This window comes from Taibaiella soli (assembly GCF_003236175.1).
Taxonomy (GTDB): domain Bacteria; phylum Bacteroidota; class Bacteroidia; order Chitinophagales; family Chitinophagaceae; genus QKTW01.
In genome coordinates, this window is record NZ_QKTW01000030.1 from 14,528 (window position 1) to 33,629 (window position 19,102).

Annotated in this window: 16 protein-coding genes; 6 read left to right on the forward strand and 10 right to left on the reverse strand. The window is 43.9% G+C overall.

The window, feature by feature from the left end; all coding sequences use genetic code 11:
- Window positions 1–169 precede the first annotated feature (169 nt).
- The 8 genes from hemL to hemA all read right to left on the reverse strand — a co-directional run bounded on the left by hemL (window position 170) and on the right by hemA (window position 8,387).
- Entirely contained in the window at window positions 170–1,450 is a 1,281-nt protein-coding gene (gene hemL / locus DN068_RS21415) for a glutamate-1-semialdehyde 2,1-aminomutase (RefSeq protein ID WP_111001003.1), read from the reverse strand.
- Window positions 1,451–1,482: 32 nt separating this feature from the next.
- Entirely contained in the window at window positions 1,483–1,848 is a 366-nt protein-coding gene (locus tag DN068_RS21420; protein WP_111001004.1) for a four helix bundle protein, read from the reverse strand.
- A 90-nt stretch (window positions 1,849–1,938) separates the two neighbouring features.
- A complete protein-coding gene (hemB, locus tag DN068_RS21425; RefSeq protein WP_111001005.1) occupies window positions 1,939–2,913 on the reverse strand; it encodes a porphobilinogen synthase in 975 nt (324 codons plus the stop codon).
- Between the two features lie 223 nt (window positions 2,914–3,136).
- Entirely contained in the window at window positions 3,137–4,087 is a 951-nt protein-coding gene (hemF, locus tag DN068_RS21430) for an oxygen-dependent coproporphyrinogen oxidase (protein ID WP_111001006.1), read from the reverse strand.
- 358 nt (window positions 4,088–4,445) lie between these two features.
- Window positions 4,446–5,474 (reverse strand): uroporphyrinogen decarboxylase, encoded by a 1,029-nt coding sequence (hemE, locus tag DN068_RS21435; protein ID WP_111001007.1) that lies wholly within the window; start codon window positions 5,472–5,474, stop codon window positions 4,446–4,448.
- Entirely contained in the window at window positions 5,467–6,174 is a 708-nt protein-coding gene (locus DN068_RS21440; RefSeq protein WP_111001008.1) for a uroporphyrinogen-III synthase, read from the reverse strand. The genes hemE and DN068_RS21440 overlap by 8 nt, the downstream gene beginning before the upstream one ends.
- Entirely contained in the window at window positions 6,167–7,096 is a 930-nt protein-coding gene (hemC, locus tag DN068_RS21445) for a hydroxymethylbilane synthase (RefSeq protein ID WP_111001009.1), read from the reverse strand. The genes DN068_RS21440 and hemC overlap by 8 nt, the downstream gene beginning before the upstream one ends.
- Window positions 7,089–8,387 (reverse strand): glutamyl-tRNA reductase, encoded by a 1,299-nt coding sequence (hemA, locus tag DN068_RS21450; protein ID WP_243630369.1) that lies wholly within the window; start codon window positions 8,385–8,387, stop codon window positions 7,089–7,091. Before hemA ends, hemC begins: the two co-directional genes overlap by 8 nt.
- A 106-nt stretch (window positions 8,388–8,493) precedes the next feature.
- On the opposite strand from hemA, the gene hemH reads away from it, so the two are divergent.
- The 6 genes from hemH to DN068_RS21480 all read left to right on the forward strand — a co-directional run bounded on the left by hemH (window position 8,494) and on the right by DN068_RS21480 (window position 16,950).
- Window positions 8,494–9,510 (forward strand): ferrochelatase, encoded by a 1,017-nt coding sequence (gene hemH, locus DN068_RS21455; protein ID WP_111001051.1) that lies wholly within the window; start codon window positions 8,494–8,496, stop codon window positions 9,508–9,510.
- Between the two features lie 188 nt (window positions 9,511–9,698).
- Window positions 9,699–10,223 (forward strand): CopD family protein, encoded by a 525-nt coding sequence (locus DN068_RS21460; protein WP_111001011.1) that lies wholly within the window; start codon window positions 9,699–9,701, stop codon window positions 10,221–10,223.
- A gap of 509 nt (window positions 10,224–10,732) precedes the next feature.
- Window positions 10,733–11,347: a TetR/AcrR family transcriptional regulator gene (locus tag DN068_RS21465; RefSeq protein WP_111001012.1), complete on the forward strand. Its 615-nt coding sequence runs from the start codon at window positions 10,733–10,735 to the stop codon at window positions 11,345–11,347.
- A 93-nt stretch (window positions 11,348–11,440) separates the two neighbouring features.
- Window positions 11,441–12,817 carry a TolC family protein gene (locus DN068_RS21470; RefSeq protein ID WP_111001013.1) on the forward strand — a complete coding sequence of 459 codons (1,377 nt, stop codon included), beginning with the start codon at window positions 11,441–11,443 and terminating at the stop codon, window positions 12,815–12,817.
- Between the two features lie 21 nt (window positions 12,818–12,838).
- The gene (locus DN068_RS21475) at window positions 12,839–13,900 is read left to right on the forward strand and encodes an efflux RND transporter periplasmic adaptor subunit (protein WP_111001014.1); all 1,062 of its coding nucleotides are present in this window, start codon (window positions 12,839–12,841) and stop codon (window positions 13,898–13,900) included.
- An 11-nt stretch (window positions 13,901–13,911) separates the two neighbouring features.
- On the forward strand, window positions 13,912–16,950 hold the full coding sequence (locus DN068_RS21480; protein WP_111001015.1) for an efflux RND transporter permease subunit: 3,039 nt from the start codon (window positions 13,912–13,914) through the stop codon (window positions 16,948–16,950).
- Window positions 16,951–17,382: 432 nt separating this feature from the next.
- Here the strand turns inward: DN068_RS21480 and DN068_RS21490 are convergent, their stop codons facing one another.
- Together DN068_RS21490 and DN068_RS21495 are read right to left on the reverse strand one after the other, a co-directional pair.
- On the reverse strand, window positions 17,383–17,712 hold the full coding sequence (locus DN068_RS21490) for an antibiotic biosynthesis monooxygenase family protein (protein WP_111001017.1): 330 nt from the start codon (window positions 17,710–17,712) through the stop codon (window positions 17,383–17,385).
- 272 nt (window positions 17,713–17,984) lie between these two features.
- The gene (locus DN068_RS21495; RefSeq protein ID WP_165836485.1) at window positions 17,985–19,091 is read right to left on the reverse strand and encodes an efflux RND transporter periplasmic adaptor subunit; all 1,107 of its coding nucleotides are present in this window, start codon (window positions 19,089–19,091) and stop codon (window positions 17,985–17,987) included.
- Window positions 19,092–19,102 lie beyond the last annotated feature (11 nt).

The window sequence follows — 19,102 nt, forward strand, 5'->3', positions numbered from 1 at the left end:
TATTTTCAGAATCGGGAATAATTTTTTCCGGAATGCAAAAACAGGCTGCCAGCGAATGCCGGACAACCTGTTTTTAGTTGACAGTTGACAATGGACAATTACCCGTGTTACTCGCGTTTGTCACATCGACGGCAGGAGATATCCCGCGGAAATACGAGGCCAGTCAACACTATTTCAAAAAGAAACGACGCGCTGCGGCGATCGTTCTGTCGAGATCTCCGTAAGTAAGTGCATTGCTCAGGAACCATGTTTCGTATGCGGAAGGTGGAAGGTAAATGCCTTCAGCCAGCATTGCATGGAAAAATTCGTTGAACAAAGTATTGTTTGCTGATGCCGCATCTGTAAAATTATTCACAGGATGACCACTGAAATGCACACTGATCATAGATCCGAAGCGATTGATCACATAAGGAATACCGGATTGTTGCAGCACTTCGTCGAGTCCTTTATGGAGATACGCTGTTTTTTCGTCGAGCTCTTTGTAGATAGAAGGGTTTTCCTTCAGTTCTTTCAGCAAAGTATATCCCGCGATCATTGCGATTGGGTTACCGCTCAAAGTACCCGCCTGGTAAACGTTTCCAAGCGGCGCAATATGCTGCATAATTTCTTTTTTACCACCAAAAGCGCCCACTGGCATACCGCCGCCGATTACTTTACCATAAGTGACGAGATCTGCGTTGATCTTTAAACGCTCCTGCGCACCACCTGCTGCCAAACGGAAACCAGTCATTACTTCATCGAAAATGAGCAGTATACCTTCTGCATCACAAACAGCACGGAGTCCTTCCAGGAAACCTTCCTGTGGGATAATGCAACCCATATTACCTGCTACCGGCTCAATGATGATCGCTGCAATCTCACCTTTGTGTTCCGCCGCGAGTCGCATCACTGCATCAAGATCATTATATGGTGCGGTGAGCGTATCTTCTGAGACATTGCCCGGCACACCCGGCACTGTTTGGATATTAAATGTTGCTACACCGCTGCCCGCTTTTACGAGAAATGCATCGGCATGACCATGATAACAACCTTCGAATTTGATGAATTTGTTTCTGCCGGTATAACCGCGAGCCAGACGCAATGCGCTCATACAAGCTTCGGTTCCGCTGCTCACCATACGTACGAGGTCTACATTCGGCGCCATGCTTCTAATCAGCTCAGCCATTTCGATCTCTAATTCTGTTGGTGCACCAAACGAAGTGGAGAATGCCGCTTTTTCCTGAATGGCTTTTACCACCGGATCATAAGCGTGACCAAGGATCATTGGTCCCCATGAGTTGATATAATCGATATATTGGTTACCATCGGCATCGTAGAGATAAGCGCCTTTGGCTTTATCCATAAATACCGGCGTTCCGCCAACGCTCTTAAATGCACGCACCGGCGAGTTTACCCCTCCCGGAATGGATTCCTGTGCACGGCTGAAAAGTGAAATGCTTTTGTTGTACATATTCTGTGTGGTCAAACGTGAAACGTCAAAGGTCAATGCCCGACTTGAGTGCGCAACATCTTCGACAGCATACCAAACACCTTGTTCATTAATTCGCCTAAAACCTCACAATTTTTAGCGTCAAAATATCCAAGTTCACTGGCGGTATCGAGAGCCGCATCAATCTCTATTAACGATCCACGTGATATTTCAAAAAATCTTTTTCTTTCTATTTCTGATTTTCGCGAACAGCCCTCAGCTATATTTAATACCACAGAAAGACTAGCCCGCCTTATTTGTTGTATCATATTGAAACGCTCCTCTGCCGGAAACTTATTGCTTAATTTATAACATTCTACAGTTAATGCCCGGGCCGATTTGTAGACCTCCAAATTCTGATGATTAAGTTGTAAAAACATCTTTCGTCGATTGAAAACCAGCAATCTAATGCATTTCTTTTGACGTTTCACACGTCTTCTGCAATTGACGTTTGACGTTTCACCTTTGACCTAACCTATCAGCTTCGCCGCATCTTTCGCAAAATACGTCGCAATCAAATCCGCACCAGCTCTTTTAATCGAGGTCAGACTTTCGATGATCGCTTTCTCTTCATTGAGCCAGCCCATTTTCGCTGCGGCTTTGATCATGGCGTATTCACCACTTACATGATAAGCACTTACCGGCACGTCTACCACATTTTTCACTTCGCGAATGATGTCAAGATATGCCATTGCAGGTTTTACCATCACGATGTCTGCACCTTCTTCGATGTCCATTAATGTTTCTTTGATGGCTTCGGTGCGGTTAGCGTAGTCCATCTGGTAAGTTTTCTTATCACCAAAACCCGGTGCACTGTCCAGCGCATCACGAAACGGGCCGTAAAAGCAAGACGCGTATTTTGCACTATAGGCCATGATGCCCACTTTAGTAAAGTTGTTTTCTTCCAGCGCTGCGCGAATGGCACCAATGCGGCCATCCATCATATCACTTGGCGCCACGAAATCTGCACCTGCTTCTGCGTGGCTCACGCTCATTTTTACGAGCGCTTCTACTGTTTCATCATTGACAATCTCACCATCTTTCACAATGCCATCATGTCCATAAGATGAATAAGGATCCAATGCAACATCTGTCATTACTACCATTCCGGGAACGGCATCTTTGATTGCTTTGATGCTATTCTGCATCAGACCGTTTGCATTCCATGCTTCTTTACCTGTATTGTCTTTCAGATCGTCACTGCATTTGATGAAAAGCAATACGCTCTTGATGCCCATACTCCACAGCTCTCTTACTTCTTTAATGGTATTGTCGAGACTATTGCGATAATAGCCCGGCATTGAAGATATTTCCGTGCGCACACCCGTCCCTTCGTCAATAAACAAAGGCGCGATAAAATCGTTTGGCGTCAGCAACGTTTCCGCTACCAGGCTTCTGATTGCGGGATTCGCCCGCAGGATTCTGTTTCTTCGTTGAAGTATCATAACTCCTATTTTAAGTTTCCTTAAGTAAAATAATTTTTCCTTTCCCGAAATCAGTTTGCCACGTGGTTCCTCCTCGCAATGACCCGCGGGTGTGTTTGCTCTTCGCGCTTTAAAAATTGTGGGTCATTGCGAGGACGAGGTAACGAGGACGTCGCAACCTGATTTCGCGCTGAACACTCACAATTGACAACTCACCACTTCAACTCCGCTCAGGGTGACAAAGTCAGACATCAGCGATCCAGTTCTTTGGCACCAAACACGCCTGCAACAGCTTATCCTCTTCACTTCCAGCTACCGGTTGATAGTTGTATTCAAAACGAACAGTCGGCGGAAGACTCATCAGGATGCTTTCGATACGGCCATTGGTTTTGAGGCCAAAGATGGTACCGCGATCGTGTACGAGATTGAACTCAACATAGCGTCCACGACGGATTTCCTGCCAGTGTTTATGCTGTTCACTGTATTCCGTTTGTTTTCTTTTTTCCACGATTGGAACGTATGCTTCGATAAATGCATCTCCGCAAGTCTTTGCGAAATTCATCCAGAAGTCTACATCCTTTACTGCGTCAGGCTTTTGATGATCATAAAAAATGCCACCAATACCACGACGCTCCATATTGCGATGCCAGTTCACGAAATAATTGTCGCATTCTTCCTTGAATGTTGGATAGAAAGAAGCATCAAACTGATCGCAGGCATTTTTGTATGTCTGATGAAAATGCTTTGCATCTTCTTCAAACAAATAATATGGAGTAAGATCAGTGCCGCCACCAAACCAGCGATCGATCACTTCATCTTTTTCATTGTATAATTCAAACATGCGGTAATTGCAATGCACCGTCGGCACAAATGGATTTACCGGATGAATCACCAGACTCAAACCACAGGCAAACCACTTGGCGCCGTCTATTTTCAATTGCTTGCGCATGACGTCCGTCACATCACCGAACACAACAGACGTATTCACACCACCTTTCTCAAAAACATTACCATTGCTGATGACACGTGTTTTACCACCGCCACCTTCAGCACGTTCCCATTTATCTTCAATAAAAGTTGCTTTACCATCGGATGCTTCCAATGCAGCACAGATACGGTTTTGCAGATCGTGTATAAACTCGATCCATGATGCTTTTATTTCCTGATCTGTTTTTGTGTTCACTAGATTTTCCATGTATGTAATCTTTCAATCAAAGCTACTATAGCCTGTTTCGGGAATTTATGACTTTGGTCAGTTCAGTTCAAATTAACAGTTGACAATGGACAATTGGCAGTGCCTCATGTTATCGCTGGTTTCCCGCAAAGATTCATAAGGAGCAAAGAAGCAAAGCTCGGATACAACCCATTACCTACCTTTTCACGTGTCAGCCTGAGCGGAGTCGAAGCCCATATTTCGCGGGATGTCTCCTTCGTCGACATGACCACCGAGTACTTCCATTTTCGTGCAGTTTGCTTCGTTCCTCGCAATGACGCGTTGGGGACACTCACTATTCACCACTGACAACTCACAAATTGACCATTCACCATTGCCCTTAAAGGCTAAACCCCTTCACCGCATCTACAAACGCTTTCGCGTGATCTACCGGAACATTTGGTGTAATGCCATGACCCAGGTTCGCGATATAACGCTGCGGACCGAAAGCCATAATCATTTCTTTTACTGAACGTTGAATTTCCGGAATCGGCGCCAGCAATCTTGCAGGATCGAAATTACCTTGTAGCGTAATGCTGTTGTTCGTCATCTGGCGAGCGAGCGCAGGCTCAATACACCAGTCAATACCGATACCAGCACATCCTGTACTTGTCAAATCAGGCAATGCATACCAGCTTCCTTTCGGAAAAAGAATAACTGGAGCACCTTTTACACCATCCACAATCTGCTGCAGATAAGGCAATGCATAAGTTCTGAAATCAGCAGGACTCAGCATGCCGCTCCAGCTATCAAATACTTGCACGAGATCCGCACCAGCTTTCACTTGTGCGTTCAAGTACTGAATCGTAACGTCTGTAATTTTTTGCAGTAACGAGTGCGCGAGTTCTGGCTGTGTGAAACAGAATTGTTTCGCCTTGTCCCATGATTTGCTGCCCTTGCCTTCTACCATGTAGCAAAGAATTGTCCACGGCGCACCGGCAAAGCCGATAAGCGGCACGCGACCATTCAACTCTTGCTTAGTCAGCGTCAATGCTTCCATCACATAATGCAGACGATCTGCCACATCAGTTGTGATCAGCGCATCTACATCGGCTTGCGTAGCTACCACTTTGGGCAACAAAGGACCTTTGTTCTCTTCAAGCAATACTTCCAGACCCATAGCCTGCGGTATTACCAGAATGTCCGAAAATATAATTGCTGCATCCACACCGATCTGATCAATTGGCTGTAAAGTGATTTCACAAGCGAGTTCAGGAGTTTCTACACGAGTAAAAAAATCGTACTTGGCACGGAGTTTCATGTAGTCAGGCAAGTATCTTCCTGCCTGGCGCATCATCCACACCGGTGGTCTTTCTACGGTTTCTCCTCTAAGGGCTCTTAACAAAAGATCGTTCTTCAAGTTATGCATGTAGCGTATTTATTATCAAATCTGTAATCGCTTCGCCGCTTGGCGTAACGCTTGTCTGCAGCGGGTTTTGTGGCACCCGCTTTTTTATACTGTCGGCAGTTGTTTTCCCTATGGCATAGCAAATTGTTTCCTCCGGAATAATGTTTACCGAAAAGAAACTATCTACTGCGCTGGGACTAAAAAAAACAACGCCGTTATACGTCTGATGAATATTTTGTGGCGTGGCCACAGTGTGATAGGCAAGGATTTCCGTTACGGATTTACCATGTTGTTGCAATACATCCGGAATGATATTTCTCCGCAGATTGCCACAAAAGAAAACAACCTTATCCACACTTACATTTGCAATGATCAATTGCGCCAGCGCTGTACCATCATCAGCTGTGGCCATAATTGATTGTTCGCCGAAAGCTGCTACTACCGAATCTTTGGTGGCGGTGCTCAGGCAATATATCTTCCAGTCGGGCTTAGTGCCGTTCAAAAAACGGGCAACTGATTTTACTGCATTGCTGCTGGTAAAAACAACGGTAGCCGACTGCGTTAAAATTGATTGAATTTGTGCTTGTAAAATTTCAGCTTCGATAAAAGAAATATCGATAAACGGAACTGCATCCACACGAATGCCATGAGCCAGTGCTTTATCTATCAGCGGTTGCGCCAACAGACGAGTACTTAATATGCATAGCTCAGCATCAGGCATTTTTTATTTCCTCCAGAATTTCTTTACCACCGTTTTCAATGATTTCGCGCGCCAGTTCTGCTCCTGCTGTAAAGGCTTTTTCTGGTGCAATCACTTTTTCAATGCTTACTTTCTTGCTACCATCGAGGTTAAGCAAGTTGCCTGAAAAATGAATCGCTCCATCTTTTATCGTTGCCAATGCAGAAATAGGTGTAGTACATCCGCCCATCAAACCACGAAGAAAGTCGCGCTCGATGTGTGTGCACAAAGCAGTGTCAAAGTCATGAAACAACTGACAGCCAGCATAACTGTATGAATCTTCCTCGCGGCAAACCACCATGATAGCGCCTTGTGCCGGAGCAGGTAACATCCAGTCGAGATCAACGGAATTTTCAGGACGCAGATTAATGCGTTCCAATCCTGCTGCTGCGAAAATTGCGCCCTGCCAGTTGCTTTCGGCAACTTTGCGCAGACGTGTATTTACATTGCCACGAAGATTATCAATAGAATGTTTTGGATAACGGTTGAGCCATTGCGCTCTGCGACGAGTGCTGCTCGTCGCAATGATCATTTCGGAATTAACATTCGCCAATTCACCGTTGACCATTGACCATTCACCATTCACCACCAGAATATCTTTCCAGGAAGCACGCGGCAATACTGCTGCGTTTCTGATTCCTTTAGCTAACTGAGTCGGTACGTCTTTCATCGAGTGAACGGCAATATCAATATCACCTTTCAGCAATGCAATATCAAGCGCTTTGGTAAAAATGCCCTGCACACCGATTTCGTAAAGTGGCGTCTGCAGATCTATATCACCTTCACTTTTGATATACACCAACTCTGCGGCATAACCATGCTTTGCAAGCAAATTCTGTACTTGCGTAGCCTGCCATACAGCCAGCTGGCTTTCTCTCGTACCAATCTTAATTGTCTTATTCATTACCGGCTCTCGTACCTATAAATTCATTAATGGCGCCAATATACTGGCAACCGATATTGTTTTCGCTGCGCACTTTTACTGCAAGCGTATTGATCACTTTCTGAATTTCGTCTTTGCAGTCACAATACTTTGGCGACATAAGTATCACCTGATGCTGACACAGTTCGTTGAGTTTGTGCTTCACGGCTTTCAGCACCGGCGCATATTTGCGGGTTTTACACCAGTCTACAAATTCCTGAATATGCTCTGTGATGATGTCATTCGCCTTCGGCACCTCCGCTTCACGTTTCTGAAGCGTCTCATCTTTAATGCGCGACAGTTCATCCACATTTACCAGCTTAATATTGCTGAGCTCTTGTGCGTCGGAGGAAACATTATAAGGAATGGAGAGGTCAATGATCAGTTTATCACCATTGCCTTCCAGATGTTCTCTGAAAATAACCGGCTCATTGGCGTTGGTAGCCACAAGCACAATATCCGCCTTTTTGAGGCTCGCAGACAAATCTTCCAGCGGAGCATGCTTTAGTTTCAGCTCTTGTGCCAGCGTCTCTGCCTTTTCCTCAGTGCGGTTGATGAGTGTAATATGCTTGGTATGCAGATAGTCAACCAGGTTTTTGCAGGTATTGCGACCAATTTTGCCGGTACCAAGCAAAAGAATTTCTTTATCCTTTACCTGCTGCACATGTTCCTTAATATACTGAACAGCCGCAAAAGCCACGGAAACAGTTCCGCCGCTCAGTTGCGTTTGGGTTTTGATTGCTTTTGATGATTGCAGTACTGAATTCAGCAGACGCTCCATAAACGCACCAATAAAACCACGTGCTTTGGCAAACTTTACTGCAGTTTTGATCTGCCCTACAATTTCATAATCACCCAAAATCTGCGAATCAAGACCGGCGCTAACCTGAAAAAGATGCCAGATTGCATCCATTCCGTTTTTAGCATAAGCCAGTTGTTCAAATACCTCTATCTCCCCTTCTGTCTCCGTACAGATAAGCTCCATCATCTGATCTGCTGTGTCCGCAAATCCATAAATTTCAGTACGATTACAGGTGGAAAGAATGAAGAACTCGTTTAGTCCAAAGCTCGGAGCAACGGAAAGAATACTTTCATATTGCTCATTATTTATTGCGAATTGTCCTCTGATTGAGGCGTCTGTCTTCTTATAGTTAATGCCGACAACCCAAAAGCCCGATATATTTTTTTTATCAATCGTGTTCATCCCTTGCTGTAGCATTTCGAGATGCAAAGGTAGTGTGCAAACAAAGGATACCATGACCCTGCTTGTCATTGTTTTGTCATTTAGCATGACAATTCTCCTAGAAGACCTGCAATTCTTAGTTTCTTTGCACATCGTTTCGGATTAAGCATTGAACGATAAAATATATTATAATAGTATGCAAAGTGTAAAACGCGGCGTGGTGCTCATGAATCTTGGATCACCGGATTCAACAGAAGTTAAAGACGTAAGGAAATATTTAAATGAGTTTTTGATGGATAAAAGGGTAATTGAATCTCCTTATCTCTTGCGACTCTTTCTGGTGAAAGCCATTATCACACCGTTCCGTGCATCCCAATCGGCTGAAGCATACAAATCCATCTGGACCAAAGATGGCTCTCCACTGATCGTGCTGACCAACCAACTGCAGTCGGCATTAAAAGAAGAGACCAATGATGCGGTAGCTGTAGCAATGCGTTATGGTACGCCTTCGCCTAAACAAGCTTTCGAAGAACTTGCAAAAAAATATCCGGACCTGGAAGAAGTGATCGTTTTTCCACTGTATCCGCATTACGCCATGTCGAGCTATGAAACAGCTGTTTTGTACGCGCAGGAAGCATATAAAAAAGGTGGTTATCGTTTTAAATTGACTACGATCGAGCCATTTTACAATGAGGATTGGTATATCAATGCGCTTGCAGATAGCATCAAACCTTATTTGCAGGAAGACTATGATCAAATTCTATTCAGTTATCACAGCATTCCGGAAAAACATATTGAACTCGGCGACGTAACTGGCAAGCACTGCCTGAAAGCGGACAATTGCTGTTCGGTAGATTCTGTAGCGCATGCAAAATGCTACCGCCATCAGTGTTTCGTTACTACTAAACTGGTAGTTGAAAAACTGGGCATCCCGGAAGGTAAATATGCACAATCTTTCCAATCGCGCCTGGGCCGTGCAGAATGGCTGAAACCATATACTGCAAAACGTTTGGAAGAATTGCCAGGCGAAGGCGTGAAGAAAATCCTGGTTGTTTGTCCGGCGTTTGTAAGCGATTGCCTGGAAACACTGGAAGAAATGGGCATCGAAGGCAAAGAATCGTTTCTGCATTCAGGTGGTACTTCATTTACGCTGATCCCTTGCATGAACGTGCATCCAAGCTGGGTAAAAGCGGTCGCGAACATTGTAAGTTGAAGCTTCCTCTAACTCCTCCAAAGGAGGAGAACCCAAACGCGAGTCACTGGTAATTGTCAACTGTCAAGAAGTAGAGGCCACACACAATGCTTCGACTACGCTCAGCATGACAACATGAGCTATAGTAAAATAAGTGTCACCCTGAGCGGAGGCGAAGGGTTGAATTTTGACTTTTAACTTTTGAATTAATGTACGCTTACGTCAAAGCACTCCACATCATTTTCATCGTAACCTGGTTTGCCGGGATGTTTTACATCGTGCGACTGTTTATTTACAACACAGAAGCGCAGGAAAAAACGGAGCCGGAAAAGAGCATTCTTACCAACCAATTTTCGATCATGATCAAACGGTTGTGGTTTGGTATTACATGGCCATCAGCTGTGCTGACGCTGATCTTCGGTCCGTGGATGTGGTATATGCTGGGCGCTACGCCGGATTGGCTAATGGTGAAACTTACGTTTGTGATTGGTCTGTACGCTTATTTCTTTTCGCTGCACGCTATCTACAAGCAGCAGGCAAAAGGCGTTTTCAAATACAGTTCACAAAAGCTCCGTATCTGGAATGAGGTAGCTACGATTTTTCTGGTCGCTATTGTAATGCTTGTGGTTGTAAAACAAGCCATGAGCTGGTTCTGGGGATTACTGGGATTGATTCTTTTTGTGGTGCTTTTGATGAGTGCTATTAAAGTTTATAAAGCGCTGCGGAAGCGTTAATACGTTAAAAGGTTGATAGGTTAATAAGTTGAAACGTTAAGTGTAGCACTTTCTGTGGGTCATTGCGAGAAGTTACCAAACAGCAAAGCTGTGGAGACTTCGTGGCAATCTGATTTCACGCACATTAATTCCCTTCGTTCAAATTCAACATTGCCTTGATCAAATCCAAATCTTCCTCCAATAATTGCCCCTATATGCAATAAATTGGGATAATTAAAAACGCGAAATCAGATCCCTACGTCGTGCCTCGGGAAGACCCGCATAGTTTATTACCGTTATGTATAATTTCGGGCCATTGCGAGCAATCTGATTTCGCGGAGGAGAAAATTACAGTTCAAATTTTTTTAATTCCTTTTTTAGTTTGTGGTACCACATAATTACGCAGACAAACGCGCAGCTTCTTAATCTATTAATTATCAATATAATTTCTTAAATTCTTGATCTATCAAAAATAAAATTTGCATATACTGAACACTGTTTAGTATGTTTGCAGTGTAAATATTTTGATAATGGGCATCTTGGAAAGAAAAGAAAGGGAAAAACAGGAAATGCGCGACAATATTATTGCTGCAGCGATTACCATGTTTACAGAGGATGGATACGAGAAAACGTCTATTCGCAAGATTGCGGAAAAGATTGAATACAGCCCTGCAACTATTTATCTCTACTACAAAGACAAGGACGAATTGCTTTATGATGTGCAACACGAAGCGTTTGACCGTATGGCCATAGAATTCCGGAAACAGCCGGCCAGCACGGATCCCATCAAACGACTGGAGCATATCATGGAAAACTACATTGAGTTTGGAATCAAAGAACCGGCGCTTTATGATCTGATGTTTATCATCCGCTCACCGATGAACGTGGTGGAAGAAAAACATACCTGGACCAATGGTGATGATGCTTTCGGCGTGCTCTTTCAATGCGTGACTGAATGCATTGAGCAAGGACTCATCCGTTATAAAGATCCAATGCAGGCTTCGCTTTCCATCTGGGCGATGGGCCATGGGCTGGTTTCACTGGACATTCGTTGCCGTTACAAAATCTTTGAACTGACCGAAGAAGAAAAAGCAACCATGATCCGCAATGCTGCGCATCAATTTCTGGAGCTGATCAAAACATAATCATTTATTTATCTCTACTCATTTATAAAGCGGTGTAACCCACCGCCAGAATAACCATATATTTTTTTGCCTGTTAGCTAAACACTGTTCAGTATGTCAACAATAATCAACAAAGTAACTAAGTTCATTTTAGGAATAGTCATCAGCTTGGTTTCTTTCACTGCCAATGCGCAGAAAACCTTGCTGGATCAGTACATCGCTGAAGCCTTCCAGAACAACCAGGGTTTGCATTCGCAGGAATTTCAATTGGAAAAATCGCTGTATGCGTTAAAAGAAGCACAGTCGATGTTTCTGCCGAATGTGAGTTTTCTTGGCTCCTACACCAAAACCGGCGGCGGTCGTACTATCGATTTCCCGATTGGCGATTTGCTCAATCCGATTTACAACAGCCTCAATCAACTTCAGGGCGGTGAAAATTTTCCGAAGGTGCAAAACGCATCCTTTCTCTTAAATCCAGACAATTTCTACGACGCAAAATTCCGCACTACGCTCCCGCTCATCAACGCAGAACTCTGGTACAATCAGCAGATGAAAAAAGAAATGATCGGGCAACAACAAGCGGCAGTGAATGTGTATAAACGCGAATTGGTAAAGAACATTAAGACCGCCTATTTCCAATATTATCAGGCAGTGAAGGCAGTGGACATCTACAACAACGCATTGCAACTCGTGAATGAAAATATTCGCGTCAACGAAAGTATGCTGCGCAACGGTGTTCGCAACAGCACAGCGCTGACCCGCGCGGAGACAGAAAAGCAAAAGATCGATGCATCGATCAATCAAGCAGAAAACGCACAGAAAAATGCACAGGCTTATTTCAACTTTCTACTCAATCGTTCACTGACAACAGAAATAAGCTTAGATAGTGCGGCATTTTCAGCGGGTGATAAAATCATCGATAATGCATCAGGTGATATTTCCTCCCGTGAAGAATTAACGCAACTCAACAAGACCGCAGCAGTTTATCAACTCAACAAAAAGATTCAGCAATCATACATAGTTCCAAAGCTGAATACCTTTCTGGATCTGGGCTCGCAAGGATATGACTGGAAGTACAATAACAAAACACAATACTATATGTGGGGCGTAAATCTGCAATGGGATTTGTTTGCCGCAGGCAGAAATCATTACAAAACACAACAGGCAACACAAGATGTAAAAGCTGTAAAGGCACAATATTCGGAAACAGAACAAGCGCTGAAACTACAACTCGAACAAGTGATCAACAATTTCAATACTGCAACCGCAAATTTCCAGGCGGCACAAACACAGCTACAGCTCGCACAAAAATATTACACCGACCAACTAAAAATGTACAAAGCCGGACAGCTGCTCTACCTGGAACTGATCGACGCACAAAATCAGCTTACCAACGCACAACTCCAGCGGGCCGTGGCTTTCGCCAATGTGCAGATTGCGCAGGCAGGCATTGAAAGAACTATAGCATCGTATCCACTTCAAAATAACTAACAACATAAAATCTCTTTTCAGATGAAACACATACAAAGTCTGCTGCTGTTCATCAGCCTCTCTGCAGGCATCGCTTCTTGTACTGTAAAAGGCAAGACAACCGAAGAAAAAAATCCAGACATTATTCCGGTAAAAGTGTTGCAACTGCAAGCTGGCACACAAACACAGCAAATACACGCCTCCGGCCAATTTACCACCGACGATGAAGTAATGCTCTCTTTTAAAACAGGCGGCGTCATTAATAAAATATGGGTGAAAGAAGGCGATGCAATACATAAAGGACAACTGCTTGCCACACTCAATCTCACAGAAATCAATGCACAGGTACAACAAGCACAACTCGCTTATGAAAAAGCTTCCCGCGATTATCAACGTGTAGTGAATCTCCACAATGACAGCGTAGCTACACTCGAACAATTACAGAATGCGAAAACAGGACTTGACCTTTCTTCACAACAGTTAAAAGCTGCACAATTCAACCAAAGTTATTCCGAAATCCACGCCGCGAAAGACGGCTATGTGCTGAAAAAACTCGCCAACGAAGGACAAGTTGTTTCTTCGGGCACACCAGTATTTCAGACCAATGGGGCACAATCCGATAACTGGCTGCTGCGTGTAGGCTTGAGTGATAAAGAATGGGCTGCAGTGCAGATTAACGACAAAGCGACAATTGAAACTGCGTCTGCACCTGGTGAAATCCTTACGGGCGTTGTGTTACGCAAGGCTGAAGGATCTGACGCAGCAAGCGGTGCTTTTACAGTGGATATCAAAATCACAGGCCAAAAACCAGCGCATATAGCTTCAGGCATGTTCGGCAAAGCAGTAGTCGAAAGTCATCAGACGTTTTCAAATAACTCAGGCAATTGGCCTATTCCTTATGACGCATTATTAGACGCAGATGGAAGTATAGGCTATGTATTTGTTACGAACGACAACAAAACTGCCCACAAACAGCAAGTGCATATCGCAGGCATGGAAAAAAATAATATAATCATCAGCGACGGGCTGCAATCAGCTACTGCCTTGATCATATCCGGCAGCGCTTATTTATCGGACAACAGTAAGATTCGTATCACGCAATAAAAAACGACACGATGAAAATATCAGATTATGCCGTAAAGAATTACCAGTTCACCCTCGTGATATTCATCATGATTATTGTGTTGGGATTGACTACAATTATAAACATGCCACGTTCCGAAGATCCGGAAATGCATGCACCATCCTACTCGATCGTCGTTGTGTATCCGGGCACGAATCCAAAAGACATGGAGGAGTTAGTGGTAGATCCGCTGGAAAAAGAAATTTATGGACTGGAAAACATCAAACGCGTACGAACCAATATCGGCGATGGTTTCGCTGTGATGCGTGTTGATTATCGATACAACAGCAATGTAGATTCCAAGTATCAGGAAATTGTACGTGTAGTGAATAGTAAGCGAAGCGAATTGCCCGCCGACATTCTCAGTATCGACGTGCAGAAACAACAACCCTCTGACGTCAATATCATGCAGCTGGCATTGATCTCCGAAAATGCTTCCCGTGACCGGCTTCAATACTACGCAGAAAAGCTACAGGATGAACTGGAAAAACTGACAGCATTGAAAGATGTTAAAATCCATGGTTTGCCTGAAAGACAAGTACGGATTGAACTGGACATTGAGAAAATGGCGCAGATGCATCTTCCTTTAAACAGTGTTACAACCAGTCTGCAAAGTGAAATAGCAAACATTCCGGGGGGCAGTGTGGATGCAGGAAACAAAACCTACAACATAAAAACCAGTGGTAATTATCAATCGCTCGATGAGATAAAAAATACGGTGGTCAATGCAGCGAACGGCAACAATATCTATCTCAAAGACATTGCCAACGTGTATTATGGTTACGAAGACGCCAGCTATCTGACACGTCTCAACGGCCATCGATGTATTTTTGTAGTAGCAGCACAGAAAGAAGGTGAAAACATCAGCAATACACAGAAAGCTTACCAGCCGGTGATTGCAGCATTTAAGAAAACATTACCAGCCAATATTGATCTCGTACAAAACTTCGATCAGGCAGATAATGTGAACCATCGGCTGAGCGGTTTAGGCAAAGATTTCTTGATTGCGATTCTATTAGTCGCTGTCACATTATTGCCTTTAGGTTCGCGCCCTGCAATGATCGTGATGATCTCCATTCCACTTTCGCTTGCCATCGGCATCGTGCTTTTGCAATTATTTGGCTACAATCTAAACCAGCTCAGCATTGTAGGACTTGTCGTAGCGCTTGGCTTATTGGTAGATGACAGCATTGTGGTGGTAGAGAATATTGAACGCTGGATGTTGGAAGGCCATTCAAGAATGGAAGCGACATTAAAAGCAACCAAACAAATTGGTATGGCAGTAATCGGTTGTACCGCTACACTCATCATTGCTTTTATGCCGATTGTATTTATGCCGGAAGGCGCCGGTGATTTTATCCGCGGATTACCGCTGGCTGTTATTTTCTGCGTGCTGGCTTCTATGCTTGTTTCGTTGACCATCATTCCATTTCTTTCCAGCCGTCTATTAAAAGAGCATGTTGGTCACCCCGACGGAAACATTTTCATGCGTGGTCTGAAAAAGATTATCCACGGTAGCTATGCACGTTTTCTGGATAAAGCCTTGAATAAACCAGTACTTACGATTGCCGCTGCAGTAGCTGTTTTCATTGGTGCTATTATACTGTTTAAGGCGATTGGTTTCGGACTGTTTCCTGCATCCGAGAAACCTCAGTTCATGGTCAATATCACCACGCCGCCACAATCAAATCTTGCCTATACCAATCAGATTGCCGATAGCATTGAAAAGGAGCTGAAGCAAATTCCGGAAATAAAATTCTACTCTACGAATGTAGGTAAAGGCAATCCACGTATCTACTACAACGAGATTCAACAAAGCGAACGCGCGGATTTCGCGCAGATTTTCGTTCAGCTGGATGCGCATATAAACACTGATAAAAAACTGGCATTAATTGAAAAATTGCGCAGCAAATGGACGCCTTATCCAGGCGCAAAAATTGAAGTGAAGAATTTTGAACAAGGTCCGCCAGTTGCAGCTCCTGTAGAAGTGCGCCTGTTTGGTGACAATCTCGACACGCTTCGTCGTCTGGCCGGAAATGTAGAACAACTGCTAGTCAAAACACCCGGGACAATTTACGTTTCGAACCCTGTGAGCACTTTAAAATCAGATATCCGAGTTTCCATCAATAAAGCAAAAGCACAATTGCTCGGCATACCAACAGTTTATATCGATCGTACGATACGCATGGCTGTAGCGGGTTTGAACATGGGTAAATACACAGATCTCAACGATAATGACTACAATATTCTGCTCACTAAAAACAAAGAGGGCAAGCCAACGCTGGATGTATTCAACAATCTGTTTGTAAACAATACACAAGGTGTTGCTGTACCGTTGAGTCAAATCGCGGATTTGAAAATGGAAACTTCACCGTTTAGCATCAACCATCAGGAAAAGAAAAGAGTTGTATCTGTGAAAGCCTATGTACAAAAGGGTTTCCTGCCTGATCGTGTAATTAACGAGGTAATCAAACAAATGGACAGTAAACCTCTTCCGAATGGTTATACTTATGAAATGGGCGGTGAAGTAGAATCGCGCAAAGACTCTTTCGGCGGATTTATGAGCATTATTTTGGTTACACTATTCTTATTTGTTGCGGTGCTGGTGTTGGAATTCAAAACCTTCAAGAGCACACTGATCGTACTTTCCGTGATACCATTGGGAATTGTGGGTGCTGCTGTAGCGCTTTGGCTTACAGGCAATTCGCTTTCGTTTGTTTCTATTATCGGATTAATTGCGCTGGCAGGCATTGAAGTAAAAAACACCATCCTACTGGTAGACTTTACGAATCAATTACGAAAGGAAGGAAAATCGCTGGAAGAAGCTATTCGCGAAGCTGGCGAGGTACGGTTCTTACCAATTGTACTAACCTCACTCACTGCTATCGGCGGTTTGATTCCTATTGCAATTTCCACCAACCCGTTAATTGCTCCGCTGGCTATTGTATTGATCGGAGGGTTGATTTCTTCCACGTTATTGTCTAGAATTGTAACGCCTGTAGTATATAAATTGATGCCGCCGAAAATCTAACGCCATCCCCTAAAAGGGAGTTCCGGCACGCCCTTCGACTCCGCTCAGGGTGACAAGAACACGCGAAAGATCAAACGTCAATTGCATTAATCGCGATAAGAATTCTCCTCCTTTGGAGGAGTTAGAGGAGGCTCATTAAAATGCCGGTTCAGATCTGCAGGAACACAGATCTGGCCGGCCATTTAATCAAACCGCAATTTTATCTACTTAGTTTTATTGGTTCTTATTAAGATCAAACTGCCAGAACTTCCTGATCTGTTGACAACTACAGATCATTCACCATTGACGATTCACCATTGACCACCAATTATTTCACAAACCAATATCCAATCGCGAGCCATACCAAACCTTTAGCAAGAAAAAACAGAAATCCCCAGAAACCTATTCTTTTTATCCATGTGATCGCTTTGCCTTTGGATTGCTGCGTACTCATTATTCAGCAATGATTTCATAAGTTTTGAAATCACTCGTCATCGGTGCCGGTTTGCCTTCTGCTTTGGCTTTCGCAATATCTTCAAACCCTCTTTTATGACCTTCAATGAACGCCGGAGATTTCGTCCAATCTTTGAATGCAGCTTCGGAGTCCCAATAACTTACAATCAGATAAGGATCGTTTTCTGTCGCAGGTCTCAGGACATGCATATCCTGAAAGCCCGGCATCGTATCGATCGCTTTTGCGCGGCTTCCAAACAAAAACTCAAAGCGTTCGCGGAATTCCGGATTACAGTGTATATAGTTGATTGCAACGAATTTCTTTTGCATCTGTGACAATTTTATGACACAATATTACGAGTGTCATGGAACTGTCACTTTCAAAATGCGGAAATTTTTGAGCTGAAAGCGAAAAGCTTAAGGCATAAGCCTCCTCTAACTCCTCCGAAGGAGGAGGACTCTCAACGCTATTACAATCCAGATTCACTTTTAAAGAAAACAGCCAGACAACTTAGAGTTGCCCGACTGTTTTTTACCTTCAGTTTGAACCTAGTTTAATACGGGAAGCCTTCTGCTTTAAGCGTTAAGCGTTAAGCCCAAAACTATTTCTTCATCGTCAATGCTGCAGCCGGCATGCTATCCCCTTCTTTGATTTTATAAGAAGGATTAGCGACCACTTGTTCACCGGGTTTCAGTTGACCAAACACCTCTACGTCGCCATCGTGCTGATTGCCTTCTGAAACATCAATAAAGCGTGCTTTGTTATTTTCGACCGCTACGACATATTTCTTCTCCGTAGTGGTAACAACTGCAGCTTTAGGCAAAACATATGCATTCACGCTACCAGCAGCTTTCAGCGATACCTCTGCATACATACCCGCTTTGAATTCACGACGACTGTTATCCACGTCAACTTCAATAGTTTCCGAACGAAATTTATCATTCAGACTTCCGGAAGAACGGGAAATCACACCACTAAAAACCTTACCAGGCATGGCATTCACAGTAAAACTGACCTCGTCCTTATCTTTTACCTGCATGCTGTATTGCTCTGGTACATTTACCATCATACGCAGTTTAGATTGTTCCTGTAAAACCAACATTGGTTTGCCGTTCTGCGCACCTGGACCAACCAACGCGCCCGGATGCACATTACGCTCCGTGATCACACCATCAAACGGTGCTGTCACCACGAGGTATTGCTTCATGTCTTCGGTTGCATAATAATTAGAAAGTTCACCCTGATAGGTAACACTATCTGCAATCATATGCGAACGTGCAGAAGAAAGATCATACGGAGATACCGCACCCTGTGTGGCGCTGGTTTGCACCAAACGCATATAGCGGTCTTTACTTGTCAGAAAAACAGCCTGTGCCGCCTGATATTTCAAACGCGCTGCGGCACTGTGTTCCGTAAGTTCAGGTGCCTCCAGACGAATCAACACTTGTCCTTTATGCACTTCGGTTCCACGGTCTACCAATACATCTTTTACAAAGCCACTTACTTTGGGAAATAACTGTACAAACTGGAATGGTTCCATTTCACCCGGCAATTGCAAGGCCTCGTTTAATTGCTGCTGCGAAAGAGAAATGACCTTATAGGATTCTTTTTGCTTGTCGGCAGCATGCTCTTTCTTTTCTGGTTGATTGCAGGCAAATAGCCCTACGATACAACAACCGGCTAATGATATCTGCAGAATATGTTTCATAAAAATGCTTT

What these genes read in the sequence shown, in the direction of transcription:
- hemL (WP_111001003.1), bottom strand. Translation starts at nt 1,450, where the DNA reads ATGTACAACAAAAGCATTTCACTTTTCAGCCGTGCACAGGAATCCATT.
- DN068_RS21420 (WP_111001004.1), bottom strand. Translation starts at nt 1,848, where the DNA reads ATGTTTTTACAACTTAATCATCAGAATTTGGAGGTCTACAAATCGGCC.
- hemB (WP_111001005.1), bottom strand. Translation starts at nt 2,913, where the DNA reads ATGATACTTCAACGAAGAAACAGAATCCTGCGGGCGAATCCCGCAATC.
- hemF (WP_111001006.1), bottom strand. Translation starts at nt 4,087, where the DNA reads ATGGAAAATCTAGTGAACACAAAAACAGATCAGGAAATAAAAGCATCA.
- hemE (WP_111001007.1), bottom strand. Translation starts at nt 5,474, where the DNA reads ATGCATAACTTGAAGAACGATCTTTTGTTAAGAGCCCTTAGAGGAGAA.
- DN068_RS21440 (WP_111001008.1), bottom strand. Translation starts at nt 6,174, where the DNA reads ATGCCTGATGCTGAGCTATGCATATTAAGTACTCGTCTGTTGGCGCAA.
- hemC (WP_111001009.1), bottom strand. Translation starts at nt 7,096, where the DNA reads ATGAATAAGACAATTAAGATTGGTACGAGAGAAAGCCAGCTGGCTGTA.
- hemA (WP_243630369.1), bottom strand. Translation starts at nt 8,387, where the DNA reads ATGACAAGCAGGGTCATGGTATCCTTTGTTTGCACACTACCTTTGCAT.
- hemH (WP_111001051.1), top strand. Translation starts at nt 8,494, where the DNA reads ATGCAAAGTGTAAAACGCGGCGTGGTGCTCATGAATCTTGGATCACCG.
- DN068_RS21460 (WP_111001011.1), top strand. Translation starts at nt 9,699, where the DNA reads ATGTACGCTTACGTCAAAGCACTCCACATCATTTTCATCGTAACCTGG.
- DN068_RS21465 (WP_111001012.1), top strand. Translation starts at nt 10,733, where the DNA reads ATGGGCATCTTGGAAAGAAAAGAAAGGGAAAAACAGGAAATGCGCGAC.
- DN068_RS21470 (WP_111001013.1), top strand. Translation starts at nt 11,441, where the DNA reads ATGTCAACAATAATCAACAAAGTAACTAAGTTCATTTTAGGAATAGTC.
- DN068_RS21475 (WP_111001014.1), top strand. Translation starts at nt 12,839, where the DNA reads ATGAAACACATACAAAGTCTGCTGCTGTTCATCAGCCTCTCTGCAGGC.
- DN068_RS21480 (WP_111001015.1), top strand. Translation starts at nt 13,912, where the DNA reads ATGAAAATATCAGATTATGCCGTAAAGAATTACCAGTTCACCCTCGTG.
- DN068_RS21490 (WP_111001017.1), bottom strand. Translation starts at nt 17,712, where the DNA reads ATGCAAAAGAAATTCGTTGCAATCAACTATATACACTGTAATCCGGAA.
- DN068_RS21495 (WP_165836485.1), bottom strand. Translation starts at nt 19,091, where the DNA reads ATGAAACATATTCTGCAGATATCATTAGCCGGTTGTTGTATCGTAGGG.